Origin of the sequence: Staphylococcus sp. HMSC056G08, assembly GCF_001812305.1 — a bacterium.
Classification (GTDB): domain Bacteria; phylum Bacillota; class Bacilli; order Staphylococcales; family Staphylococcaceae; genus Staphylococcus; species Staphylococcus simulans.
In genome coordinates this window covers 16,461-42,803 of sequence record NZ_KV808506.1, presented here as the reverse complement: position 1 = coordinate 42,803, position 26,343 = coordinate 16,461, and the positions used below count along the sequence as shown (strand labels likewise).

Annotated in this window: 24 protein-coding genes and 1 pseudogene; 18 read left to right on the top strand and 7 right to left on the bottom strand. The window is 37.5% G+C overall.

Annotation, left to right across the window (positions count from 1 at the left end; all coding sequences use genetic code 11):
- Positions 1–76 precede the first annotated feature (76 nt).
- From HMPREF2846_RS09775 to HMPREF2846_RS09740, 8 genes are all read left to right on the top strand, one after another.
- Positions 77–3,751: a nitrate reductase subunit alpha gene (locus HMPREF2846_RS09775; RefSeq protein ID WP_002479732.1), complete on the top strand. Its 3,675-nt coding sequence runs from the start codon at positions 77–79 to the stop codon at positions 3,749–3,751.
- Positions 3,741–5,309 carry a nitrate reductase subunit beta gene (gene narH / locus HMPREF2846_RS09770; protein WP_002479731.1) on the top strand — a complete coding sequence of 523 codons (1,569 nt, stop codon included), beginning with the start codon at positions 3,741–3,743 and terminating at the stop codon, positions 5,307–5,309. Before HMPREF2846_RS09775 ends, narH begins: the two co-directional genes overlap by 11 nt.
- Positions 5,302–5,877 carry a nitrate reductase molybdenum cofactor assembly chaperone gene (locus tag HMPREF2846_RS09765; protein WP_023015066.1) on the top strand — a complete coding sequence of 192 codons (576 nt, stop codon included), beginning with the start codon at positions 5,302–5,304 and terminating at the stop codon, positions 5,875–5,877. Before narH ends, HMPREF2846_RS09765 begins: the two co-directional genes overlap by 8 nt.
- The gene (gene narI, locus HMPREF2846_RS09760) at positions 5,870–6,556 is read left to right on the top strand and encodes a respiratory nitrate reductase subunit gamma (RefSeq protein ID WP_070626539.1); all 687 of its coding nucleotides are present in this window, start codon (positions 5,870–5,872) and stop codon (positions 6,554–6,556) included. Before HMPREF2846_RS09765 ends, narI begins: the two co-directional genes overlap by 8 nt.
- A gap of 11 nt (positions 6,557–6,567) precedes the next feature.
- On the top strand, positions 6,568–7,023 hold the full coding sequence (gene nreA, locus HMPREF2846_RS09755; RefSeq protein WP_002479728.1) for a nitrate respiration regulation accessory nitrate sensor NreA: 456 nt from the start codon (positions 6,568–6,570) through the stop codon (positions 7,021–7,023).
- The gene (gene nreB / locus HMPREF2846_RS09750) at positions 7,010–8,059 is read left to right on the top strand and encodes a nitrate respiration regulation sensor histidine kinase NreB (protein ID WP_002479727.1); all 1,050 of its coding nucleotides are present in this window, start codon (positions 7,010–7,012) and stop codon (positions 8,057–8,059) included. Before nreA ends, nreB begins: the two co-directional genes overlap by 14 nt.
- Positions 8,060–8,070: 11 nt before the next feature.
- Entirely contained in the window at positions 8,071–8,724 is a 654-nt protein-coding gene (gene nreC / locus HMPREF2846_RS09745) for a nitrate respiration regulation response regulator NreC (protein WP_070626538.1), read from the top strand.
- A gap of 331 nt (positions 8,725–9,055) precedes the next feature.
- Positions 9,056–10,222 carry a nitrate/nitrite transporter gene (locus HMPREF2846_RS09740; protein ID WP_070626537.1) on the top strand — a complete coding sequence of 389 codons (1,167 nt, stop codon included), beginning with the start codon at positions 9,056–9,058 and terminating at the stop codon, positions 10,220–10,222.
- 136 nt (positions 10,223–10,358) lie between these two features.
- Here the strand turns inward: HMPREF2846_RS09740 and HMPREF2846_RS09735 are convergent, their stop codons facing one another.
- Positions 10,359–11,558, bottom strand: a complete 1,200-nt coding sequence (locus HMPREF2846_RS09735; protein ID WP_060803609.1) for an FtsW/RodA/SpoVE family cell cycle protein — start codon at positions 11,556–11,558, stop codon at positions 10,359–10,361.
- Between the two features lie 225 nt (positions 11,559–11,783).
- A complete protein-coding gene (locus HMPREF2846_RS09730) occupies positions 11,784–12,953 on the bottom strand; it encodes a hydroxymethylglutaryl-CoA synthase (RefSeq protein WP_002479723.1) in 1,170 nt (389 codons plus the stop codon).
- Positions 12,954–13,064: 111 nt separating this feature from the next.
- Between HMPREF2846_RS09730 and HMPREF2846_RS09725 the strand changes: the two genes are divergently transcribed.
- Together HMPREF2846_RS09725 and HMPREF2846_RS09720 are read left to right on the top strand one after the other, a co-directional pair.
- Positions 13,065–14,216: a thiolase family protein gene (locus HMPREF2846_RS09725; protein ID WP_002479722.1), complete on the top strand. Its 1,152-nt coding sequence runs from the start codon at positions 13,065–13,067 to the stop codon at positions 14,214–14,216.
- 5 nt (positions 14,217–14,221) lie between these two features.
- Positions 14,222–15,499 carry a hydroxymethylglutaryl-CoA reductase, degradative gene (locus tag HMPREF2846_RS09720; protein WP_070626536.1) on the top strand — a complete coding sequence of 426 codons (1,278 nt, stop codon included), beginning with the start codon at positions 14,222–14,224 and terminating at the stop codon, positions 15,497–15,499.
- Between the two features lie 123 nt (positions 15,500–15,622).
- Here the strand turns inward: HMPREF2846_RS09720 and HMPREF2846_RS09715 are convergent, their stop codons facing one another.
- Both HMPREF2846_RS09715 and HMPREF2846_RS09710 read right to left on the bottom strand, forming a co-directional pair.
- Positions 15,623–16,027, bottom strand: a complete 405-nt coding sequence (locus tag HMPREF2846_RS09715) for an Hsp20/alpha crystallin family protein (RefSeq protein WP_002479720.1) — start codon at positions 16,025–16,027, stop codon at positions 15,623–15,625.
- A gap of 150 nt (positions 16,028–16,177) precedes the next feature.
- On the bottom strand, positions 16,178–16,615 hold the full coding sequence (locus HMPREF2846_RS09710) for a MarR family winged helix-turn-helix transcriptional regulator (protein ID WP_070626535.1): 438 nt from the start codon (positions 16,613–16,615) through the stop codon (positions 16,178–16,180).
- A gap of 168 nt (positions 16,616–16,783) precedes the next feature.
- Between HMPREF2846_RS09710 and HMPREF2846_RS09705 the strand changes: the two genes are divergently transcribed.
- The 4 genes from HMPREF2846_RS09705 to HMPREF2846_RS09690 all read left to right on the top strand — a co-directional run bounded on the left by HMPREF2846_RS09705 (position 16,784) and on the right by HMPREF2846_RS09690 (position 20,444).
- The gene (locus tag HMPREF2846_RS09705) at positions 16,784–17,410 is read left to right on the top strand and encodes a nitroreductase family protein (protein WP_023015062.1); all 627 of its coding nucleotides are present in this window, start codon (positions 16,784–16,786) and stop codon (positions 17,408–17,410) included.
- A gap of 125 nt (positions 17,411–17,535) precedes the next feature.
- Positions 17,536–17,892: a DUF3139 domain-containing protein gene (locus tag HMPREF2846_RS09700; protein ID WP_002479717.1), complete on the top strand. Its 357-nt coding sequence runs from the start codon at positions 17,536–17,538 to the stop codon at positions 17,890–17,892.
- Positions 17,893–18,091: 199 nt separating this feature from the next.
- Positions 18,092–18,994 carry an EamA family transporter gene (locus HMPREF2846_RS09695; protein ID WP_002479716.1) on the top strand — a complete coding sequence of 301 codons (903 nt, stop codon included), beginning with the start codon at positions 18,092–18,094 and terminating at the stop codon, positions 18,992–18,994.
- 172 nt (positions 18,995–19,166) lie between these two features.
- Positions 19,167–20,444, top strand: a complete 1,278-nt coding sequence (locus HMPREF2846_RS09690; RefSeq protein ID WP_023015060.1) for a cation:dicarboxylate symporter family transporter — start codon at positions 19,167–19,169, stop codon at positions 20,442–20,444.
- 118 nt (positions 20,445–20,562) lie between these two features.
- Here HMPREF2846_RS09690 and HMPREF2846_RS09685 read toward each other — a convergent pair whose 3' ends face one another.
- Entirely contained in the window at positions 20,563–20,901 is a 339-nt protein-coding gene (locus tag HMPREF2846_RS09685; protein WP_002479714.1) for a DUF4889 domain-containing protein, read from the bottom strand.
- Positions 20,902–21,025: 124 nt separating this feature from the next.
- Between HMPREF2846_RS09685 and HMPREF2846_RS09680 the strand changes: the two genes are divergently transcribed.
- On the top strand, positions 21,026–21,589 hold the full coding sequence (locus HMPREF2846_RS09680; protein WP_002479713.1) for an LOG family protein: 564 nt from the start codon (positions 21,026–21,028) through the stop codon (positions 21,587–21,589).
- A gap of 69 nt (positions 21,590–21,658) precedes the next feature.
- Here the strand turns inward: HMPREF2846_RS09680 and HMPREF2846_RS09675 are convergent, their stop codons facing one another.
- Positions 21,659–22,594, bottom strand: coding sequence for a magnesium transporter CorA family protein (locus tag HMPREF2846_RS09675; protein WP_002479712.1), 936 nt, complete (start codon positions 22,592–22,594; stop codon positions 21,659–21,661).
- Between the two features lie 163 nt (positions 22,595–22,757).
- Here HMPREF2846_RS09675 and HMPREF2846_RS09670 point away from each other — a divergent pair, with 163 nt between their 5' ends.
- The 3 genes and pseudogenes from HMPREF2846_RS09670 (at position 22,758) to HMPREF2846_RS09660 (ending at position 24,925) form a co-directional block, all read left to right on the top strand.
- A complete protein-coding gene (locus tag HMPREF2846_RS09670; protein WP_002479711.1) occupies positions 22,758–23,204 on the top strand; it encodes a MarR family winged helix-turn-helix transcriptional regulator in 447 nt (148 codons plus the stop codon).
- Positions 23,205–23,297: 93 nt separating this feature from the next.
- Positions 23,298–23,738 carry a DUF2871 domain-containing protein gene (locus tag HMPREF2846_RS09665; RefSeq protein ID WP_002479710.1) on the top strand — a complete coding sequence of 147 codons (441 nt, stop codon included), beginning with the start codon at positions 23,298–23,300 and terminating at the stop codon, positions 23,736–23,738.
- A gap of 156 nt (positions 23,739–23,894) precedes the next feature.
- A pseudogene (locus tag HMPREF2846_RS09660) lies at positions 23,895–24,925 on the top strand (NAD(P)/FAD-dependent oxidoreductase).
- A gap of 57 nt (positions 24,926–24,982) precedes the next feature.
- Here the strand turns inward: HMPREF2846_RS09660 and HMPREF2846_RS09655 are convergent.
- On the bottom strand, positions 24,983–26,341 hold the full coding sequence (locus HMPREF2846_RS09655) for a glucose transporter GlcP (protein WP_002479708.1): 1,359 nt from the start codon (positions 26,339–26,341) through the stop codon (positions 24,983–24,985).
- Positions 26,342–26,343: the final 2 nt, after the last annotated feature.

Here is a 26,343-nt window from a genome sequence, read left to right as displayed (position 1 = left end):
TTGAAAAAATAGTAAACAGTATTTACGAAGTTAACAGCCTAGTGAGCAAAGTAATTGAGATGAGAGGATGTTAGAGATGGCAAAATTTGGATTAAACTTCTTTAAGCCGACTGAAAGATTTAATGGTAATTGGTCTGTTTTACAAGATAAAAGTAGAGAATGGGAAAAAATGTATCGTGAACGTTGGAGTCACGATAAAGTAGTCAGAACAACTCATGGGGTGAACTGTACAGGTTCATGTTCTTGGAAAGTATTCGTCAAAAACGGTGTCATTACTTGGGAGAACCAACAAATCGACTACCCAAGCTGCGGTCCAGACATGCCGGAATTCGAACCGCGTGGATGTCCTCGTGGTGCTTCATTCTCTTGGTATGAATACAGCCCGCTTCGCGTACGCTACCCATACATCAGAGGGAAATTATGGGAACTTTGGACAACAGCATTAGAAGAAAATGAAGGTAATATGATTAAAGCTTGGGCTTCTATCGTTGAAGACAAAGAAAAAGCAGATATTTATAAAAGTGCACGTGGTAAAGGTGGACACATCCGTGTCGCATGGAAAGATGTTTTACAACTGATTGCAGCACAACTTCTTTACACAATCAAAAAAGACGGTCCTGACCGTATCGCAGGCTTCACACCGATTCCAGCGATGTCAATGATCAGTTATGCATCAGGTGCACGTTTCATCAACCTATTAGGTGGAGAAATGTTAAGTTTCTATGATTGGTATGCCGATTTACCACCAGCGTCACCGCAAATCTGGGGTGAACAAACAGACGTACCTGAATCAAGTGACTGGTACAACTCAAGCTACATCATTATGTGGGGTTCAAACGTACCGTTAACACGTACACCAGATGCTCACTTTATGACAGAAGTTCGTTATAAAGGAACAAAAGTGGTTTCAGTTGCACCTGACTATGCTGAAAACGTGAAATTCGCTGACAACTGGTTAGCACCAAACCCTGGTTCAGACGCAGCGATTGCACAAGGTATGACACACGTTATCTTGCAAAAATATTACGTAGATGAACCTTCTGAAATGTTCGTTAACTACGCTAAACAATATACAGATATGCCATTCTTAATCATGTTCGATAAACATGAAGATGGCTTCAAAGCAGGTCGTTTCCTACGTGCGAGCGACTTAGGTATGGAATCTGAAAACAACGAATGGAAACCTGTTGTATTTGATAAAGAATCAAGTCAAATTATCGTACCTAACGGCACAATGGGTCAACGTTGGGAAGAAGGCAAGCAATGGAACTTGAAGCTTGAAAATGAAGACGGTTCTAAAATCGATCCAGCGTTAACAGTAGCTGACGATGAACATGAAATTAAAATTATGAAATTCCCTTACTTCGATAACGCTGGCAACAGCATTTTCGAACGTCCGATTGCAGCACGTAAAGTAACATTAGCAAACGGCGAAACAACATATGTGGCGACTGTTTTCGATTTAATGACAAGTCAATACGGTGTACGTCGTTTCGGACATGAATTAGAAGCAAAAGGTTATGACGATGCGGATACAGAATACACACCAGCATGGCAAGAAAAAGTAACAGGTGTGAAACAAAAAGTAGTCACTCAAGTTGCTGAAGAGTTTGCCCAAAACGCAATTGATACAGGTGGCCGCTCAATGATTATCATGGGTGCAGGTATCAACCACTGGTTCAACTCAGACACAATTTATCGTGCAGTCTTAAACTTAGTAATGCTGTGCGGTTGTCAAGGTGTAAACGGCGGCGGCTGGGCACACTATGTAGGACAAGAAAAATGTCGTCCGATTGAAGGCTGGAGCACAATTGCCTTCGCGAAAGACTGGCAAGGTCCGCCACGTTTACAAAATGGTACAAGCTGGTTCTACTTCACAACAGACCAATGGAAATATGAAGAGTCTGGTGTCGATAAATTAGCATCACCATTAGCAGAAAATATTAAACACCAACATCCAGCTGACTATAACGTCACAGCTGCACGTTTAGGATGGTTACCGTCTTATCCGCAGTTCGATACAAACAGCTTGAAGTTCGGTGAAGAAGCAAGAGATGCTGGAGAATTCAACAACGAAGCAATTTTAAAACGTGCTGTTGACTCTGTGAAAAATCGCGAAACGAAATTTGCGATTGAAGATCCGGATTTACGTAAGAACCATCCGAAATCATTATTTATCTGGCGTTCAAACTTATTATCAAGTTCAGCAAAAGGACAAGAGTACTTCATGAAACATATGTTAGGAACAAGTTCTGGATTACTTGCTGAAGCAAACGAAACAGATAAACCTGAAGAAATGATTTGGCGTGATGAAGTACAAGGTAAATTAGACTTGATTGTCGCATTAGATTTCCGTATGACTTCAACACCATTAAAAGCAGATATCGTCTTACCAGCTGCAACTTGGTATGAAAAACACGACTTATCATCAACAGATATGCACCCATTCGTTCACCCATTCAATCCAGCGATTGACCCATTATGGGAATCACGTTCAGACTGGGATATCTTCAAATCATTAAGTAAGACATTCTCTGATTTAGCGAAAGTGCATATGCCAGGTACATTCAAAGATGTGGTGACTTCACCATTAGCGCATGACTCTAAACAAGAGATTGCGACACCTTACGGTAAAGTTAAAGACTGGACAAAAGGCGAAGTTGAAGCGATTCCTGGTAAAACAATGCCTGGCTTCTCAGTTGTAGACCGTAACTATACAGAAATCTATGACAAATTCATTTCTGTCGGACCTTTACTAGAAAATGCGAAGTTAGGTGCGCACGGTGTCAGCTTCCCAGTTAAAAAACAATACGAAGAAGCTAAAGATATCGTTGGTACATGGAATGACGATACAGTGAAAAACGGCTTGCCACGTATTGATACAGCAAGACGTGCTGCAGATGTCATCTTAAATATTTCATCAGCAACAAACGGTGAATTATCTCAAGCGTCATATAAAGACTTAGAAGATAAAACAGGTATGCCTTTAACAGATATTTCTAGTGACCGCAGTGCTGAAAAGATTACATTCTTAAACATTACATCACAACCACGTGAAGTGATTCCGACTGCAGTATTCTCTGGTTCAAATAAAGGTAAGAAACGTTATTCACCATTCACAACAAACATTGAACGTTTAGTACCGTTCAGAACATTGACTGGACGTCAAAGTTACTATTTAGATCATGAAATCTTCCAGCAATTCGGTGAAAGCTTACCGGTTTATAAACCGACATTACCACCGATGGTCTTCGGTACAAAAGATAAGAAAGTCATCGGCGGTCAAGATAACTTAGTCTTAAGATATTTAACACCGCATGGTAAATGGAATATTCACTCAACATATCAAGATAACCAACACATGTTGACGTTATTCCGTGGTGGTCCGGTTGTTTGGATTTCTAAAGAAGATGCAGAAGCACACGATATTAACGATAACGATTGGTTAGAAGTATATAACCGTAACGGTGTTGTTACAGCAAGAGCCGTTACATCACACAGAATGCCGAAAGGAACAATGTTTATGTACCATGCACAAGATAAACATATCCAAACACCGGGTTCTGAAATTACAGGAATGCGCGGCGGTTCACATAATGCACCGACTCGTATTCACTTGAAACCTACGCAAGTAGTTGGGGGCTATGCCCAAATCAGCTATAGCTTTAACTATTATGGTCCAATTGGTAACCAAAGAGATGTTTATGTAGCAGTGAGAAAGATGAAGGAGGTAGATTGGCTTGAAGATTAAAGCACAAGTAGCCATGGTATTGAACTTAGACAAATGTATCGGGTGTCACACATGTAGTGTCACTTGTAAGAACACTTGGACAAACCGTCCGGGTGCAGAATATATTTGGTTTAATAACGTAGAAACAAAACCAGGTGTCGGTTATCCGAAACGCTGGGAAGACCAAGAGAAATATAAAGGTGGATGGACACTGAACAAGAAAGGCAAATTAGACCTTAAAGCGGGCAGCCGCTGGTCTAAGATTGCTTTTGGTAAAATCTTCTACAACCCAGATATGCCAGTCATTAAAGATTACTACGAGCCTTGGACTTACAACTACGAACATCTGACAACTGCAAAAGCAGGCAAACATTCTCCAGTTGCGACTGCACACTCAGTCATTTCTGGTGACAAAATGGATTTACATTGGGGTCCTAACTGGGAAGATGACTTAGCAGGCGGACACGTAACTGGGCCAGAAGATCCGAACATCCAACGTATTGAAGAAAAAATCCAATTCGACTTTGACCAAACATTCATGATGTATTTACCACGTTTATGTGAACACTGCTTAAACCCAAGCTGTGTAGCATCATGTCCATCAGGTGCAATGTACAAACGTGACGAAGATGGTATCGTGCTTGTTGACCAAGAAGCTTGTCGTGGATGGCGTTACTGTATGACAGGATGCCCATACAAAAAAGTTTACTTCAACTGGAAAACTAACAAAGCTGAAAAATGTACTTTCTGTTTCCCGCGTGTTGAAGCTGGTTTACCAACAGTATGTTCAGAAACTTGTACTGGCCGTATGCGTTATTTAGGTGTATTACTGTATGACGCTGACCGTGTACATGAAGTTGCATCAACTGAAAATGAACAAGATTTATACGAAAAACAATGTGATTTATTCTTAAATCCATATGATGAAGAAGTTATTGAACAAGCGTTAAAAGACGGCGTATCAATGGAATGGATCGAAGCTGCACAAAACTCACCAGTTTATAAATTGGCAATCGAGTACAAATTAGCTTTCCCATTACACCCTGAATACCGTACATTACCAATGGTTTGGTATTGCCCACCATTAAGCCCAATCATGAACTACTTCGAAGGTAAAGATTCAATCAAGAACCCAGATGCAATCTTCCCTGCAATTGAAGAAATGCGTTTACCGATTGAATACCTTGCAAGCTTATTGACTGCTGGTGATACAAAAGCAGTTAAAGAAGCATTACAACGTATGGCAATGATGAGAAGTTACATGCGTGCACAAGTGACAGGTAAAGACTTCGATTTAGATCGTTTAGACCGTCTTGGTTTAACAGAACGTCAAACTAAAGATATGTATCGTTTATTAGCGATTGCGAAATATGAAGATCGTTTCGTAATCCCAACATCTCACAAAGAACAATATATGGACACTTATGCTGCACAAGGCAGTCAAGGTTATGAATTCAGCGATAACACAATCGGCGGAAGCGGTTGTGACGGCTGTGGCGCACCAGTAGCAATGAAACCGGGACAAACTGGACAAGAAGCTTATAACGAAAGCTTCTATGGAGGGATTTTCCGTGATTAACCTGAATAACTTTTATAAATATCAAGAGTCAATCGGTTATTTTGCGCAACAATTGAACTTTCCAGAAAAGTTAACTTTCCATCCTAAGACATTTGAAGATGTTTTCGATAGTCACCATCCAGCATATGCTGAGATGGTGGAATATCGTGAACGTATTCTAAGTTATCCGTTGACTGAAATTAAACAACTGTATACAGATACATTTGATTTTAATAAAGAAGCACCGCTGTATATGACTTACAATAAATTTGATACGCAGAAAGAACGCGGACAAATGTTAGCGAAACTCAAAGTACTCTATGAAATGTTCGGACTCGATATGGTCGATAATGAACTTTCAGACTTCTTACCGTTAATGCTTGAATTCTTATACGCTGCACAATGGCAAAACGATAATCGTGCAGAAGGCAATATCGAATTCATTATTATGGTGATTGAAGATGGAACATTTGCGATGCTGAATCAATTAAGAGAAATGGATAGTCCGTATGCACCTTTAATTAAAGGCTTAAGAGAAACACTCAAATTATGTTTACAACCAAGTGAAGAGGTGACACCGCATGCTTAATCAATTTTTGTGGGTCATATACCCATATTTATGTATCGCCATTTTTATTCTCGGTCATATTGCTCGCTTTAGATATGACCAATTCTCTTGGACAGCAAAGTCCAGTGAATTTATTGAAAAGAAACGTTTGAAATGGGGCAGTTTATTATTCCACTTAGGGATTATCCCGGTAGCAATCGGACACTTTGTGGGTTTAGTAATCCCGCCATCATGGATCAGCGCAATTGGAGTCAGCCATGAGATGTACCATTTCGGGGCTGTATATATCGGTAGTATTTTTGGTATAATAACATTAATTGGAATGTTTTTATTAACGTCACGCCGTGTATCAGTTAAGAATATCAGACATCTTAGTTCTGCATCAGATATGGTTGTAAACTTTTTCTTGTTGATTCTTGTATTTATGGGGTGCTATGCAACGTTAGTAACAAATGCGGTTATGCCAGATTTTGATTATAGATCATCAATTTCTGTATGGTTCAGACAATTATTCACATTTGGACCAGATGCAAATTTAATGACAGATGTGCCATGGTCATTTAAACTTCATGTATTACTTGGTTTTGGTATCTTTGCGTTATGGCCATTCACAAGATTGGTTCATGTGTGGAGTGTACCATTGACTTATGCGAGCAGAAGTTACATTATTTACCGCAGAAACAAAGTCAAACATAGATAGGAGGAGACAATTTGAATAGTGTAGTTGCGACGGGTTACTTTAACTATCAAGCTGCTTTGGAAGAAATCAGAGAAGAAGAACAGTTTGATTTTGCGGCGATTGCTTTGCCTGAAGATGACTCACATAGTGCAGTCATCAAATGGAGACATGCGTCAGGCAATCTCAATAACCGCTATCAGCTGATTGTCTTGCGCCCTGGCAAGGGGTTGGCTGGTCTTGTTATCCGAACTGGCTCTAGAATGATTATCGATGATGTCAATACTGTGTTGAGTCCAAACGACAAGCTCAGTTATCCGATTGTTTTAAGTGAATCACTGACAGCAATGGTTGCCATTCCTTTATGGCATGATAATCGTGTGTATGGCGCATTGTTGCTAGGTCAACGTAATGGGCGTCCATTGCCTGAAGGCAGTGAAGAGATTCGCATTAATCACAGGTTAGGGAGTTTTAGAGATGAAATCAATTGATAACCGTGAAAAATTACAAGAATTATTGACCAAGTATTATTTAAATACCAATGAAAAAATGGTGTTTTTAAATAAGGAAGGTCAAGTGATCGCGTTGAATGAAGCGGCGGAAGAGGTCTTTTCTGAAGAAAATGACTATAGTCAAATGACGAATGCGATTTGCAGAAGATGCGAAGGCTATTCAAATGAGTTTGATATTATGTCATGTGAAAACTGTTTCTTAGAAGCGTTAGAAATCGGCAAAGGCAGCTTCCAAGTCTTTATGCGCACACGAGACAATAAAATTGAACCATACACTGCTTCATACGAAATCATCGATACAGCCAATGAAATCTATGCATTTACACTACACAATGTTTCTCCTCAGATTGAACGACAAGATAAACGTTATCAGCGTTTGATGATGCAAAAAACAATTTCAGCACAAGAAAATGAACGTAAGCGGATTTCCAGAGAATTACATGATGGTATTGTCCAAGAATTGATTAATGTAGACGTTGAATTACGTTTATTGAAGTATCAACAAGATAAAGATGAAATGGTTGATAATTCTAAGCGTATTGAAGGCATTATGTCACGTTTAATCGATGATGTCCGTAATTTATCTGTAGAGCTGCGCCCATCTTCATTAGATGACTTAGGACTAGACGCTGCTTTCCGCTCTTACTTTAAACAGTTCGAGAAGAACTATGGTGTGCATATTGCGTATCATACTGATTTTTCGGCACAACGTTTTGACAGTGAAATCGAAACGGTAGTTTATCGTGTGGTACAAGAAGCATTATTCAATGCGCTGAAATATGCACAAGTAGACACAGTTTACGTTTCCTTACACTTAGGAGAAGCGTCCATTATCGCTGAAGTGAGCGATCACGGTACAGGATTCAATATAGGTGATAAAGCAAAAGGAACCGGTCTAGGATTATTCGGTATGAATGAACGTGCTGAATTAGTCAACGGTTCGGTTAATATTGATTCACAGGTGGGACGTGGTACAATAGTGACGTTAGAAGTTCCAATAACTGATAAACGATAGGAGACTTGATGTTGAGAATTGTTATTGCAGATGATCACGCAGTGGTGAGAACGGGCTTCTCTATGATCTTGAATTTCCAAGAGGATATGGAAGTCGTAGATACTGCTGCTGAGGGTGTTGAAGCATACCAAAAAGTGATGCAGCATCGCCCTGACGTGTTAATTATGGATTTAAGCATGCCGCCAGGGGAGTCAGGTTTGATTGCGACAAGTAAAATTATGGAAAGTTTTCCTGAAACAAAAATACTTATTTTAACGATGTATGATGATGATGAATATCTGTTCCATGTCTTAAGAAATGGCGCGAAAGGCTATATTTTAAAGAACGCACCAGATGAACAATTAATTTCAGCTGTGCGTACGGTTTATCGCGGCGACACTTATATTGACCCTAAAATGACGACATCATTGGTCAATGAATTTGTGAATAATTCTGACCAAGATGGCAAAAATACGAATGATCCGTTTCGGATTTTATCTAAACGCGAGTTAGAAGTATTGCCTTTAATTGCCAAAGGTTATGGAAATAAAGACATCGCAGAAAAATTATTTATTTCAGTGAAAACTGTAGAAGCACATAAAACACATATTATGCAGAAGTTAGAATTAAAAACTAAACCAGAATTAGTGGAGTATGCCTTAAAGAAAAAATTGCTTGATTTTTAAATAGGAATGACATTGAACTCATCAAAATAGATGAGTTCTTTTTTTAATTTAAAGTCGAACAATTTGAATAGTATGTGACTAATATGTGAAAAAATTGTGATGAAAAAAGCCTTTAACATGCTGATTTTAACTAAAATAGAGGGATTAGGGAAAAGCCGAATGTTTTAAGGGAATGCCCTTATGTTCAATAATTCACCTAAATAATACACTATTAAGTGTAAGCAGTATCTTTAACTGATGAATAAAATAACTTCGACTCAAAAAACACATCAGGGGGATACTGCTGCTCTTATTAAATATGATATGAAAATGTAATGTTAGGGTGAAAAAAATGAACAAATCTAGAGGCGGTTTACAGTTAACCATCCAAACGTTGAGTTTGGTTGCCGGCTTCATGGTATGGAGTATCATTGCACCATTGATGCCGCTGATTTCAGAAGACATTAAAATTACGAGCGGACAAGTTTCAATTGTACTCGCAATACCAGTTATTTTAGGATCTATTCTTCGTATCCCATTCGGTTATTTAACAAACGTTATTGGCGCAAAATGGGTCTTCTTCGCAAGTTTTATTATTCTATTAGTACCTATCTTTTTATTAAGTTCAGCAACATCAGTTAACATGTTAATGATTGCAGGCTTCTTCTTAGGGGTAGCAGGTGCGACTTTCTCAGTTGGGGTAACGTCATTACCTAAATATTTCCCTAAAGAAAAAGTTGGTTTAGCGAATGGTATTTACGGTATGGGTAACTTAGGGACAGCCGTATCTTCATTCTTAGCACCACCATTAGCAGGTGTTATCGGTTGGCAATCAACAGTGAGATTATACTTAATCTTAATGGCAGTATTCGCAATCTTAATGTTCTTCTTAGGAGATGCTAAAGAACCTAAAGTTAAGGTTCCATTTGTAGCACAAGCGAAAGACTTATTAAAAGACTTACGTTTATATTACTTAAGCTTATGGTATTTCATTACGTTCGGTTCTTTCGTAGCATTTGGTATCTTCTTACCTAAATACTTAGTTGATCATTTCAATTTGACTTCAGTAGACGCAGGAATCAGAGCAGGGGTCTTTATCGCGATCGCGACATTACTTAGACCGCTTGGTGGTATCATCGGGGACAAAATTGATGCGGTGATGGCATTAAAAGTCGACTTTATTATTATGATTATCGGTGCTGTCTTATTAGGTATTTCTGATGGTATCTTATTATTTACAATCGGATGCTTAACAATCAGTGCATGTGCAGGTATCGGTAACGGTTTAGTATTCAAATTAGTACCGCATTACTTCCACAAAGAAGCAGGTGTCGCAAACGGTATCGTATCAATGATGGGTGGTCTTGGAGGATTCTTCCCGCCATTAGTGATTACGTATGTGACAAGCTTAACAGGAACAAGCCACTTAGCTTTCATCTTCTTAGCATTATTCGGAGTGATTGCGTTTATCACAATGTGGCATTTAGGCAAGAGAAACCGTTCGCTTGCAGCTAAATAAGAACGGTATGGATGAATGAACATATAAATATTGAAGACGTATGGACCACTAATAGATGAATGTTAGTGGTCCTTAGTCATATTAAAAAGCAGGACAAGAGAAAGGTGATAGACCTACACTTGTCCTGCTTTGAATGTTATTTAATTGCTTGAAGTTTAGTGTGCGCGGTACGTTCACGATTAATTTTACGTGTCGTCATAATCAATGCCGCAAATGCAATACTGACACTTAACATCGATGAACCGCCATAGCTGAGCAACGGTAAGGTTACACCTGTTAAAGGAATGGTACCTGAAACACCGCCGATATTAACAAAGGCTTGGATAAAGATATAACTGCCGATACCGATACATATCAACTTGTAGAAGTGATTTGAAGTACGGTTAGCATAGATTAAACTTTTCACCACAATGAGTCCATAGAGTCCTAATACAATCAGTACCCCGATTAAGCCTAACTCTTCAGACAAGACAGTGAAAATAAAGTCTGTATGCGGTTCTGGCAGGTACCCAAGTTTTGAAACTCCATTGCCGAGTCCTTTACCGAATAAACCGCCATTACCGATTGAAATTAAAGCACTTGTCAGCTGATACCCTTCATTATTTTCATATTTGAAAGGATTTAAGAAAACAGCAATACGTTTGATTCTGTAAATGTTCTTCGTATCAAAGAGTAATGTATAAATCAGATACATTGCTACAGGCAAGAGTGCGATACCAAAGATTTGTACTTTAATTTTATTCTTAATATCAGAATAAAGTAAAATGCATCCTATAATGACGACGGTTAACATGGTTCCACCTAAGTCACCTTGTAAGAGTACAAGGACCAGACCAAAGCCTAATAAGAGTAACGGCGGAATTAAATGATTAATTTGATAGTCACGCTGTCTGCTTAATCGTCGATCAATGATGTATGAGAAATAAAATATAGAAGCGAGTTTTAAAAACTCGGAAGATTGGAGACTGAAAAATCCTAAGTTCAGCCAGTTTTTGGAACCGTTGATTTCTTTACCTATTAATAAGGTTAAAGCTAAAAGTCCAAAGGTAACTAACAACATGACCAATTGAACATTTGGAGATTTAAAGAAATCGATTCTGACAAAAAGAGAGAAAAAGATTATGATAAGTCCAATCACGAAATAAATAGCTTGGCGTTTCATGAAATGGTTGCTTGCGACAGGGTAGCCGCCTGTTAAAGAACCTTTTGAAGCGGGTACCATACTAGCACTATAAACCATGACAATCCCAATAAAACCAAGCAGGATAAAGGTTATGATCAAACTCAGATCCACACCTTTAGTTGCGTTACGCAACGCTCTGAGAAATTTCTTCAATTCTAGTCACCTCTACGATTGTCTGTTTTTCCTTAAACGCGATGTGAAATATAATGCATTAAATATCTATTATATAGATTTTGTTTACAACTATCCACCTTTTATAGGTAAAAGAAAATTGAATGAAACACAAATAAAAAAATAGAGTATGTACAAATAAAAAAGAAGCCTTGAAATGACTTCAAGACTTCCAGATCAAGCATTGCTTCACACAAGCTTTATCTATTATTTTACGGTATCATAGTAACGAATGTTGTCTGAGATTTCTTTAAGGTAGAAGTTGCCTTTTGGTTCAACTGCTAACTCAGTTTCAGCATCAAATTCAAGGTTGTCGAAGCGTTTGAAGAATGATTCGTACTCTTCAACAGATAATGCTTTTCGGTTTTTCAACATTGCTTGATGTGCTTCAACATCAAGTGCGTCTTTGAAGCCGTCTGCAAGTGTAGCTGTGAAGAATTCACCTACTGAACCAGAACCATAGCTGAATAGACCGATACGGTCTCCGCTATTTAAATCATGGTTTTCAAGTAAAGAAATCAAGCTTAAATAAAGTGAACCTGTATAGATATTTCCGACATAGCGGTTATAATCCGTAGCAGATTTGTAACTGTCATTTAATCTTGCTTGTGTATCTTCTGAGGCTGTATCTGTTAAAATAGAATCAAGTGCTTTTTGACCCATCTTTGTGAATGGTACATGGAAGCATAACGCAGCAAAGTCAGACAATGATTTATGATAACGTTTCGCGTACTCGTTCCAACTTTCTTGGAAAGAATGGATATAAGCATCTTTAGATAATTTACCGTCAACAAGCGGATAAATTTCACCAGATGGTCTCCAGAAATCGTAAACGTCTTCTGTAAATGCAACTGAATCATCATGCAACTCAGCAATACGCGGGTTATGACTGATTACCATAGCGACTGCACCAGCACCTTGTGTCGGTTCACCGCCACTGTTAAGTCCGTAACGCGCAGTATCACTTGCGATAACTAATACTTTTTCATTAGGACGTGGTACTAAATAATCTTTTGCCATTTGAATCGCAGGAGTCGCTGCATAGCATGCTTCTTTCATTTCGAAACAGCGTGCAAAAGGTTGAATTCCTAGTAGATGATGAATCTGTACAGCAGACGCTTTCGCTGAATCAATTGCTGATTCAGTTGCGACAATAACCATCGTAATATCTTTCTTGTCTTGTTCTGTCAAGATAGGTTGAGCAGCGTTCGCACCCATTGTTACAATGTCTTGACTGACTGGGCTTACAGCCATTTCAGTCTGACCGATACCAATCAGAAACTTGTTTGGATCTACATTGCGTGCTTCGGCTAAATCAGCCATATCTACGTAAAAGTTCGGAATATAAAAATTAAGTTGGTCGATACCAATTGTCATAAATAACCAACATCCTTTCTTGATATGTTAAATCACTTTAAATCATATCAAAAGAGGGTACAAAAATACAATTTTAAATTAGTAGCTAGTGATAAAAAAGGAGACTAAATTATGAGCAAAATCGCAATTGTTAGTGCAAAACGTACACCAGTAGGAAAATTCAGAGGGAAATTAAGAGATTATTCTGCAGTACAACTTGGCACCATCGCTTTAGAAGCAGCAATTGATGCTATCAATCTGCCGAAAGATAAAATCGAGAATGTAATTTTTGGTAACGTATTGCAAGCAGGCAACGGACAGAATCCAGCACGTCAAATCTTGGTGAATGCCGGATTGCCGACATCAACTCCTGGAATGACTATCAACGAAGTATGCGGATCTGGTTTAAAAGCTGTAATCTTAGGTAAACAACTGATTCAATTAGGGGAAGCAAAAGTTGTCGCAGTTGGCGGTGTTGAAAGTATGACAAATGCACCGAAACTGGTATTACCTGGACAAGAAAAACCTGTACCAAGCTTTATGCATGACGGTTTGACAGATGCGTTTGAAAATGTACCGATGGGGATTACGGCTGAACGTATTGCGGATAAATATGAAGTGACACGTGAACAGCAAGATGCGTTTGCGGTCAATTCACATCAAAAAGCGTACGAAGCATCTCAAGCTGGTAAATACCAAGCAGAAATGATTCCATTAACAGATGCAGATGGCGAAGAAATGACAATGGACGAAGGTATCCGTGGTAACAGTAATGTAGAAAAACTTGCGACTTTAGATACTATCTTCAAAGAAGACGGTACAGTAACAGCAGGAAATGCTTCAAGTATCAATGACGGTGCATCTGCCTTAATCTTAATGGATGCAGACTATGCACGTGAAAACGGCTATGAAATTATGGGGATTTTAGGTGATTACGCAGAAGTCGGTTGTGATCCTGAAATTATGGGTATCGCACCTTACTATGCTGTATCTAAATTATTAGAGAAAACAAATCAAACAATTGATGATATTGATTTAGTAGAAATGACAGAAGCATTTTCAGTTCAAAGTATTGCGGTTAAAGAGAATTTGAACATTCCAGATGAGAAATTGAACATCTATGGCGGCGCAGTCGCAATCGGTCACCCAATCGGTGCTTCAGGGGCACGTTTAGTGACATCATTAGTTCATGAACTGCATCAAGAAAATAAACACAACGGTATTGCAACAGCATGCATCGGCGGCGGTTTAGGTATCGCATTAGAAGTTGAAAAAGGAGAGTAATCAACATGAAAGCATTGGGGAAAGATTTCAGACACTTATCACGTCAAGATAAATTACAGCGTTTAGAAGACAATGGTTGGATTTCACAAGAAAGTCATCAAGAATTGTTAGATATACCGCTGCTTTCTGAAGAAGTGGCTGATAGTCTGATTGAAAATGTGATTACACAAGGTGCATTGCCTGTCGGATTATTACCAGACATTATTGTAGACGGTAAACATTATGCGGTGCCGATGATGGTAGAAGAACCATCAGTCGTAGCTGCCGCAAGTTATGGTTCGAAGTTAGTCAATCAAACTGGCGGATTCAAAGTTGAATCGAGTGAACGTTTGATGATTGGACAAATTGTCTTTATGGAAGTAGAAGACCCAGCACAATTAGCTGAACAATTAATTGAGAAAGAATCACAAATTCATCAAGTCGCAGATGCAAGTTATCCATCGATTTTAAAACGTGGCGGTGGTTATCGTAAAATTGATGTCGATACGTTTGAAAAAGAACAACTAGTTTCTTTAAAAGTTTATGTTGATACGAAAGATGCGATGGGCGCTAATATGATGAATACCATCTTAGAAGGCATTTCTGGCTTCCTGAAAGGCGAATGGCCAGAAATCAATGTCCTAATGAGTATTTTGTCTAATCACGCTACAGCGTCACTTGTGCGCGTCTCAGGAGAAATTGATGTTTCAGCTTTAGCACGTGGTGAGATGAGCGGTGAAACAGTTGCGAAACGTTTGGAAGCTGCTTCAGTTTTAGCTTATGTCGATCCATACCGTGCAGTGACACATAATAAAGGTGTTATGAATGGTATTCATGCAGTAGTATTAGCAACAGGCAATGACACACGCAGTGCTGAAGCCAGCGCACACGCATATGCATGTAAAGAAGGACAGTATCGCAGTATGACAAAATGGGAGTACTTAGAAGATAAAGGTCGTTTAAGAGGAACGATTGAAATTCCGATGACACTCGCAACTGTCGGCGGCGGTACAAAAGTGGTTCCGATTGCACGTTTAGCACAAGAAATCTTGCATGTGGATTCTGCACAAGAATTAGGTGAAGTTGCAGCCGCAGTCGGCTTGGCTCAAAACTTCTCAGCGTGTCGTGCTTTAGTATCTGAAGGTATTCAAGAAGGTCATATGAGTCTGCAGTATAAATCATTGGCGATTGTCGCAGGTGCGAAAGGTGCAGAAATTGAACAGGTAGCCGATGCTTTAAAACAAGCAGACACTGCGAATATGGCTGAAGCGGAAAAATTGTTAGCTGAATTACGTAGTAACTAAAAATAAATGTTATAAATCAATATGAGATGTCATTTTGATGAGAGAAGCGGGTTCTTAAAGAGGACTCGCTTTTTTGACGTAAAAAAACAGCATCCCTTAAAGGAATGCTGCGAAAAATAATTATTAGTCGATTGTGATATTAGAACCTGCTAAGTCTTGTTCATCTTTCTTAGGCAATACAACAGTTAAGACACCATCTTTGTAAGATGCTGAAATCTTGTCGCTGTCGATATTACTGAAAGAGAATTCACGGCTGACACTGTCAGTGCTACGTTCTCTTTGGATTACGCGACCTTCTTCATTTTCAGTACGACTTTCAATTGAGCGTTTTGCGCTGATTTTCAGTGTACCTTCATTATAAGAAAGGTTGATATTCTTTTTATCAAATCCTGGTAAATCTGCTTCAACAATATATTGGTTATCTTTTTCTTTAATATCTGTTTTTACAGCATTTACTGTTGGGATTTGATCTATAAATTGGCGTCCGAATTCTTTGAAAATGTCAGTGGGTTTACTTTCGAAAGGCATATAAAATCGCTCCTTTTCATTGTTTAATTAAAGCTCGCTTTAGTCATTCATACCCGAATTCTTGTAAGGCAATCTTACTGAGTATTCAGCGAGTTCTGACTTTAATTATATCACGTCCAGGAGCTGATAGATAATCAGAGGATTGTAGTGTTAGGCTTCAAAAAAGTTATTAACGATAAATTTCGATAGGATAGATTTAATTGTTTTCGCATCTTCCATTGAAATGTCTAAATCATTGAAAACTTCCATCGCAATATGTGAGATTTCGTGTCGAGTGTTAACACCTTCTTCAGTTAAAGAGACAAGGAGATTTCTTTCGTCTGATGGCTGTCTAAGACGTTTAACAAGCCCTTGTTTTTCTAACTTTTTAATCATAGGTGTTAATGTTCCAGAATCTAAATATAATCTTTCCCCTAAAGATTTGATATTGATAGATTCATCGTCTTCTATAGCGAGTAGAACAATATAGCCAGTATATGTCAGCCCATATTCCTTAAGATGCGGGGTGTAACGTTTAATTATCTCTTTAGACGACACATAGAATAAAAAACATAATTGTTTATCTAAAAAGTTGTTAGGTTCATGCAATTAAATCACTCCTTATTTAAAATAACGATATTATGAACGCAATCACTTGTCAAGAATAAATTTCGTGCCTATAATTTACTATGTTTAAACTTTGTAGTATGAAAATATTCAAATAGATTCCGTTTTGTTCGAAAAATAAACATAATAGATAAAGGAGCAAAAAATATAATGGAAAAACAATGGTTTGATGATGTGCTGAGAGCACGTAAATCAGTAAAGGTTTATGACCCGAATGTGAAGATTTCACATGAAGAAATGGATGAAATGTTAGGGAAAGCAGCACTAGCACCTTCTTCAATTAATATGCAGCCATGGCGAGTTGTTGTTGTAGACAGTGAAGAAGGAAAAGAAAAAGTCCGTCCTGCTATGCAATTCAATACAAGACAAAATGATACATCTGCAGCGATGGTTGTTATTTTTGGTGATTTACGCAACTACGAGTATGGTGAACAAATCTATCAAGGTAACGTTGATAAAGGCTATATGCCTCAAGAAACTAAAGATGACTTATTATCTAAGTTTCTACCATTTTATAAAGGATTAAGCTTGCCGCAAATGACATCTATCGTAAATATCGACTGCAGCTTGTTTGCGATGCAGTTCATGCTTGTCGCTAAAGCGCATGGCTATGATACTAATCCAATCGGCGGTTTCGATAGAGAAAATATTGCTTCTATTTTAGGATTAGATCCTGAACGCTATGTTCCAGTAATGGTGGTTGCTGTAGGTAAGGCAGATCAAGCAGCACATCATACGTATCGTTTAGATGTAGATGCTTTCAGACGTTATTTCTAATGTAATCATCGACAAATTTGTTACAATATAATTAAACGTGTGACAAGTAAGGGAAACTTCATTCATAATTATATAGATAATATATTTTTATATGGATGAAGTTTAAAGGCTAAAGGAGTCTGGCTATGAGTAAAAAAGTTTTTCATTTGATTTTAATTATTATCGGTTCCTTAATTATCGCAACAGTATTCTTCTTTGGTTTGAAAACCTATCAAGGTAAGCAAAATTTAAAATTGGTGGATCAGTATATTGCTGAACATCAATTACAAGATGATATCAAATCAGAAAAGAAAAAATTCAATGCGAAAGACGGCGTTTATTATAAAGAGGTTGTCTTTAAAGATGAACCGCAATTAACGTATGTGATTCAACCGATGGGGACTTCAAAGGGATTATTTGCACAAGCATTTGATACGCAAACAAGAAAGCATATCAAAAAAGCTAAACATAATTTCTTTGATGACAATTATAAGCTTAAATAACCGATTAAGTATGTTAGAATAAATGTGATTAAGACATTAAACACGATGAATAGTGTTTAGTGTCTTATTTGCGTTACAAGGATAGTTGTGTGAGTATGAAAACTCTATCACAACTTATCAAAAATTGATTATTATCATCAAAAATGGATATAACACCTTTAGTATCAGCATAGAGAAAAAACATGATAGGAGGGACGGCATGACACACAGAAATCAAAAACGTTGGCCGGGCTTTGTACTCGTGATTATTGGCTCTATCTTCTGGGGCGTCGGCGGTACAGTATCACAATGGTTGTTTGAAAATAAACAATTACCGGTCACGTGGTTCGTGGGTGTTCGTTTATTAGTATCTGGATTACTTTTAGTTATAATGTCATTCTTTTTAGAAGGTAAGAAGACAATCACCATTTGGGCAGATAAAAAAGATACGCTCAAATTATTTATTTACTCACTCATTGGTATGTTAGGTGTGCAATACTGCTTTATGGCGACCATTCATTATGGTAACGCAGCAGTAGCGACGTTGCTCCAATATTTAGGTCCTGTCATTATTATCTTGTATTTAGTTGCAGCTAAAGTCATCCGTTTCAGATGGAAAGAAGGTATCGCAGTCACATTGGCACTGAGTGGTACATTCTTTCTATTAACGAATGGTTCACTTGCAACATTATCTGTTCCGATGCCAGCAATTATTTGGGGTGTAATGTCAGCTTTTGCGATGGCATTCTATACCATCTTCCCCGTACAATTGCTTGCTAAGTGGGGGACAGTCAATGTTGTAGGTTGGGCGATGTTAATCGCAGGTATATTCTTAAACTTCTTACATCCGATTTGGAAAGTTGATACATCAAATTGGGATGTAAAAGTCATTGTGTATTTATTCATTTCAGTGATTATTGGTACGATGTTTGCATTCTGGCTATTTATTTCAAGCTTGAAATTCTTATTCCCGCAAGAAGCCAGTGTACTTGGTACGATCGAACCGTTAACAGCGATTTTATTATCTGTTGTATGGTTAGGCGTATCATTCGGTGCTTGGCAAGTTATGGGTGTCGCATTAATCGTATTAATGGTAATCTTCTTAGCAGTCGTCAAAGACTAGCGGTATAATTAGGATAGAAAGATAATTGCTTCAAAATATGTTATTTTACACTGTTATTTAATATAATTTTAAACATTTAGTGTAAAATCATCTTGAAGTTTTAAATTTTTCTATCCTAATTATTTATTTTCTGATATAATTAAACAATGTCAGAAAAAGGGGAGATGCATCAATGGCTATATTTAAGAGAAAAATAAGTTTACCAGTGCAGGTTATGATCGCGCTTGTTCTTGGTGTTGTTGTAGGACTATTGCTTTATGGACAAAAAGACATCGCGAATTATATACAACCGCTTGGTGATATATTTTTAAACTTAATTAAAATGATTGTTATTCCAGTCGTTTTCTGTTCGCTTGCCTTATCTATTTCAGGTGTAGGTGAATCTAAAACAGTTGGACGTTATGGACTTAAAACAATTATTTACTTTGAAGTGATTACAACTATCGCAATTGCATTAGGTGTTTTGTTCGCGAATATCTTTAAACCGGGGACGGGACTAGATCCGAACAAATTACCAAAAGGTGATATTACTAAATATGAATCATCAGCACATGCAGCTGAACATTCTACATATGGCAATCATTTTATTGATACCATTGTTAATATCATTCCGACGAACTTTTTCGAAGCATTAGCTAAAGGCGAATTGCTTCCGATTATCTTCTTCGCTGTATTCTTTGGATTAGGAATTGCAGCTATCGGAGAAAAAGGAGAGCCTGTTAAAGCTTTCTTAAGCGGAGTGTTAGAAGCGACATTCTGGATGATCAATAAAATCTTGAAACTCGCGCCTCTAGGCGTATTCGCATTTATTTGTGTAACAATTATGACATTTGGTGCTTCAGCATTGGTTCCACTATTGAAATTAGTGGCTGTTGTTATCGGCGCAATGGTCTTCTTTGTAGTAGTAGTATTGGGCATTGTAGCTAAATTATGCGGCATCAGTGTATTTGATATTATAAAAGTATTGAAAAGTGAAATTTTATTGGCATTCTCAACTTCAAGTTCAGAAGCAGTATTGCCAGTTATGATGAAAAAAATGGAAAACTTCGGTTCTCCGAGAGACGTGACATCATTTGTAATTCCAATCGGCTACACATTCAACTTAGATGGTTCAGCACTGTATCAATCAATCGCCGCATTGTTCGTTGCACAAATGTATGGTATTCACTTAAGTTTAGGTGAACAACTTGTATTAATCTTTACATTGATGATTACATCAAAAGGTATGGCAGCGGTGCCGGGAACTTCAATCGTTGTACTTTTAACAACATTAGGTTCTATGGGCTTACCAGCAGCCGGTCTTGCATTAATCATCGGTGTGGACCGTATTCTGGATATGGTTCGTACATGCGTTAACGTAGTCGGTAACGCATTATCAACAGTCGTTATTGCGAAATGGGAAAATGTCTTCGATAAACAAAAATCTGAAGACTACTTAAAATCTATTTAAGCAATACACACATATAGAGAGGTTGTTAAAACCTGACTCTAAATTTAAATTTTCTGACATAATATTTGTAAAACTATTAAAAAAACACCGGCGTAAAAACGTCGGTGTTTTCGTATGCTTAATGATGCATATCATGAATCTTCATCATTAAACCATGTGGAATATCATCATGTTCTACCACTTTTTTCTTACTGAACTCATCAGTACCTACTTTTTTAACAAGTACCACAAAGTCGCCTTTTTTAGGCTTAAATTGATCGTCAGAATCAACTTTAACATTCTTCTCAATGTGATTATCTTTTTCACTGATCATTTTTTCAACCGTTTGATTATCTTTCATAATCCCGTAATATGTTTCTTTTTCGCCAGAAGCAAAGATCATAATAACTAATACGATACATGCGATTGTTAAAAGCGCAATCAGTGATATACCTAATGTTTTGCCATTCTTTTTCATATGTGTGAAACTCCTTTCTTTATCTGTTAATAGATATACCGAAAAATGATAAAAAAAGCAATGAATAACAACATGGTTATATTTGTTATAATGAAGTGTAACTTAGTCAAAAGGAGAGAGCACGATGCATATTATTGTTTATTGCGGTGCAAGCACAGGACAAAATCCAGTGTATTTAAAAGCAGCAGAAGCGTTAGGTACATGGATGGCACAACACAATTATGGCTTAGTCTATGGTGGCGGCAATGTCGGTTTGATGGGACATCTCGCAGATACGGTTAAACAACATCAAGGCCATGTGGTAGGTGTCATGCCGAAATTCTTAGAGGAAAAAGAAATTGCACATCAAGGTTTAGATGAATTGATAATTGTTGATACCATGGCTGAGCGTAAAGCAGCTATGTTAGATAAAGGGGATGCTTGTTTAGCTTTACCTGGGGGACCAGGAACGTTAGAAGAAATTACGGAAATGGTTTCTTGGGCAAGAATCGGTCAAAATGCTAATCCATGTATCTTTTGGAACGTGAATGGTTATTATGACAAAATCGAAGCGTTTTATGACCAAATGGTTGAGGAAGGTTTTTTAAGTCAGGCAGACAGAGATTTGATTTTATTCACAAATGATTTTGAAACATTAGCAGCCTTTTTGAGAGACTATCAGCCACCGCATATACGTCAATATAAATAAAATAGACATCATGTATCAAAATAATGATTACTTTGATACATGATGTCTATCTTTTAGTTTGAAACTAGGTCAGATTTTGCCTTTGCGCCATAAAAGTAAAAAGACAATCGCAACGATAATCATAGAGATACCGAGTGTCGCAATCCAAGAAGTCGGGCTATGATCGTTAAGCGGAAGCGGTACGTTCATACCGAAGAAACTGAATACTAAAGTCGGTAACGTCAAGAAGACTGTAAAGAGTGTTAAAGTCTTCATGATATTGTTCATATCATTTGAAAGCAGAGATTCATATGAAGTCGTGATACTTTCTAAGATACGTGTATGCAACTCTGTTGTTTCAATGGCTTGGTTTGTTTCGACAAATAAGTCTTCAATCAAGTCTTCATCTTCTTCGAAACGTTTAATCGGCGGCAGTTTGAAAAGTTTATTGAAGACATCTTCATTACCTTTCAATGCAGCTAAGAAATAAACCAAACTCTTTTCAACTTCCATCAAGTTATAAAGTTGTTTGTTCGTTACTTTTTTCTTCAATTCACGTTCGATGCGTAATCTTGATTTATTCAATAAACGCAAATTACGGTTGTAGTGGTTTGAAATGGTTAATAAGATATTCAACGCAAATTGACTGCGATAATGCAGATTTTGACTAGATTTCGCAAAGTGATCTAAGAAATCAACTTCATGATCGCAAATCGTCATAATGCGTCTGTGTCCAATAATAATACCCAGTGGAATTGTCATAAACGAAATAATTTTATTGTTCGTATTATTGACGATTGGAAAGTCGATGATGATTAAAGAATAACCTGTTTCGTCATCAAATTCGACACGTGCGCTTTCATCCGCATCCAAGGGGTCTTTTAAGAAGTCTTCTGGAATATTAAAGCGCTCAATCAAAGATTCTACTTCTTCTCTCGAGGGCTCGGTAATATTAATCCATAAAGCTTCCTCTAAGGAAGTGGTATGAATATCTTGATGAACATTATGTTTATAAGCTGTAATCATTCTGAAGCTTCCTTTCTGTGTGTAAATCAAACATGCAAGGTTTAACATCTATCGTTTAAGTTAAAACTATAGAGAACGCTTTGCTCGATTTATTTGATATGTGCTTAATTATAGTACCATAATTTAATGATTTGTGTAGTCTAAATAAGGAGAGATGCGACACATGGCAACGACAATCCAATACTTATTACGTATGATTACAAATGAAATGAAAGTAAAAGCTGACCAATTGTTAGGTGTATACGATATTACGTTAGAACAAGCGCAAACGTTACGTTATATTTTTGAAAGTGACACAGGCGTCATTCCGCAAAATGATTTAATTCATATTTTTAATCGTAAAGGCCCAACAGTGAGCAGCGCATTGAGAAGTTTAGAAAATAAAAACTTAATAGAACGTATCAGTGATAAAAATGATACACGTAAAAAAGATGTCGTCTTAACTGCAGTCGCAAAAAAAGATGTCAGAGAAATTATTGAAATCTTAGATGAAGTGGAATCTACTTTATTTTTAGACATTCCAAAAGCTGACCAAGCGGCATTAAAAGAGATATTATTTAAAATGAAAGATAATCTAAATACCTTAAATGAAGAAGATAAAGAATTCTAGTTGTGTATAATTCATGAATAATAACGCGATACTTTCTGAAAGCGTTGCTGTCAGTTATAATAATGAGTGATGCAAAAAGGAGGGTTTTTAGGTATGCGTAGAATTCTGTATACATTTTTAACTTATACAATTATAGGCTTATTATCAGGTGTTTATTATCGTGAATTGACAAAAGCCTTTGAGTTTACAGGCAAAACACAACTTGCGATTGTGCATACACACATACTAATGCTTGGTATGTTTATGTTCCTAATCTTATTAGTCTTTGAAAAACTGTTCTCAATTAGTAAATACTACTTATTTAACTGGTTCTATTATGTTTATAATATCGGCTTGATTGTGACAGTCGCACTACAAGGCATTAAAGGGACAATGCAAGTGACTGGCGCAAGTGTTTCACCAGGTATTGCTGGAATTGCAGGACTAGGTCACATGACGTTATCAGCCGGCTTTATTATCTTGTTCTTCCTATTGAAAAAAGCAATTTTAACACATCCGATTGAAGGACAAACCAACCAAAATAAAAAGCTTTAATCTTTATTTTTAAAAGAGATACGACTATTTGTGCTGTGTCTCTTTTTTTATAGCTAAAGTTTTCCTCATACAACTAAATCATGTAAAATATAAGTGAGAACAATTTTCAATTAATGATTATGCAGCACAGAGAAAAACTAGGAGGCAAGCATAACTATGAAAGATTTAACTATTATCGGCGTGCCGGTTTATACGCAAGTTTTTATGCAGGTATGCGCGGCATGAGTGTGCGTTTAATAGATGTACAACAAGAGTTAGGTGGCAAGATGTGTTTATATCCTGAAAAAATCATTTGGGATATCGGTGGTGTCGCACCGAAACCTTGTTTTGAAATTACGAAAGATATTATTGATCAAGGCCTGCATTTCAATCCAGAAGTACGCTTACAAGAGCGTGTGATGGATATTCATAAAGTTGCAGAACGTCATTTTGAAGTGACAACAGATCAAGGCAATGTATATGAATCTAAAGCAGTCATTATTGCTATTGGTGGAGGAATTATCCATCCGAAACCCTTAGATATTAAAGATGCGAGTCGTTATCAAATCTCAAACTTGCATTATGTCGTACAAAAATTATCACGCTTTAGAAATAAACGTGTATTAATTTCCGGCTCTGGCAATTCTGCGATAGATTGGGCGTGTGAAATAGCGCCATATGCAGAAAGTGTGCATTTGATATATCGTAAGGATCAGTTAAAAGGCTTTGAAGCGATGCAAGATAAGCTCGCAACATTTGGTGTGATTCAACATCCAAATAGTCAAATCACTGCGTTGATTGGGGATGAAGTACAAGAGAATATTGCTTCAGTAGTCATTGAAAATAGTGCGACAGGAGAAGCGGAAACTTTAGAAGTCGATGATGTCATTATCAGTCATGGCTTTGATATTGAAAATCCATTGTTAGAAGATGCTTCAACTAAACTAGAAATGATGAATGATTATCAAATTAAAGGACAAGGTAACGCACAAACGAGTGAAGCGGGTATTTTCGCTTGTGGTGATATTATTCATCATGATGCCAAAGCACACTTGATTGCGAGTGCCTTCAGTGATGCAGGAAACGCCGCAAACCTCGCAAAACAATATATTGAACCTGAGGCAGCGAAAGAAGGCTATGTCTCAAGTCATAATGAGGCATTTAAAGAAGAAAACAAAGAAATTATTAAACAATATAATGAATCATAACAGAAGAAAAGGGATGTCTTCTCGAACGTGAGAGGACATCCCTTTAAATGTTTATATCTATTTATTTAAATCTGGTGTTGTAGCTGAAGTACGTTCACGTAATTCTGCTTCAATTTCTTCTAAGCTGCGTCCGCGAGTTTCTGGTAAGTATTTTGCTACGAAGAATAAAGCAAACACACCAATTACTGCGAAGATTAAGAAGACACCATGTGTTGGTAAGACATCAGTTAACATTGGGAAGAATTGTGCGACTGCTAAACTTCCGATTGAAAGTGTTAAAGCAGCGATCCCTGTTGCGGCACCACGTGCACGCATTGGGAATAATTCCGGCAACATGACCCAAAGTACAGGGCCCCAAGAGAAGCCGAAGAAAATAATAAAGATTGTAAGACAAACAATGCTGATCCAAGCTGCTGATTGGATACCCATGATCCAAATCAGTAATGCCATAATGACTAATGATGCGACCATACCGATATTACCGATAATTAATAATTTCTTACGGTCTACTTTATCAATAATCATAATTGCTACAATTGTCACAAGTACGTTGACTGTACCGATACCGACTGAACCTAAGATAGAAGCAGAGTCACCTAAACCTGCTTTAACAAAAATAGTCGGTGCGTAGTAAATAATTGCGTTAATACCAATGATTTGTTGGAACAATGCGAAGACACAACCGATGATAATCGTTGGACGTAACCATGGTGAGTTTAATACTTTCCATGTACTTTCTGAAATCGCATTGATTTCTTTCATTTCTGAGATTTCATGATCAATCTCATTTTTAGGGAACGTTAAAGCCATTACTTTACGTGCCGCATTTTCACCGCGATGTTCAAGCAGCCATCTTGGACTTTCCGGCATAAAGATAACACCGACTAATAAGATGACAGAAGGGACAACCGCAAGCCCTAACATCCATCTCCAGCCTTCGACACCTGCGAAAGCGTAACTTGTTAAGTATGATGCTAAAATACCGATTGTAATCATTAATTGGTTTAATGAACTTAAAGAACCACGTGATTCTGTCGGTGCCATTTCGGATAGATAAACTGGCACAATAGCTGTTGAACCGCCGACTGCTAAACCAATTACTAAACGACCGATGACTAACATAGTTAAGTTAGGCGCAAGTGCTAGAGCTAATGCACCTACTATGTAAATAATTGCGATAATAAAGACGACGCGACGTCGACCTAATTTATCTGATGAAGGTCCACTTAAACCTGAACCGAAGATTGCACCAATCAACATTGATGAAACGACAAGTCCTTGTGTGGTACCGTTTAGCGGGATTTCATCTGGAATATAAAGCAGGGCACCTGAAATAATACCCATATCATAGCCATATAGTAATCCGCCTAGTGCACCAATGAAAAAGATGAGGTTTTTGTTAAACGTTTTACTCATTA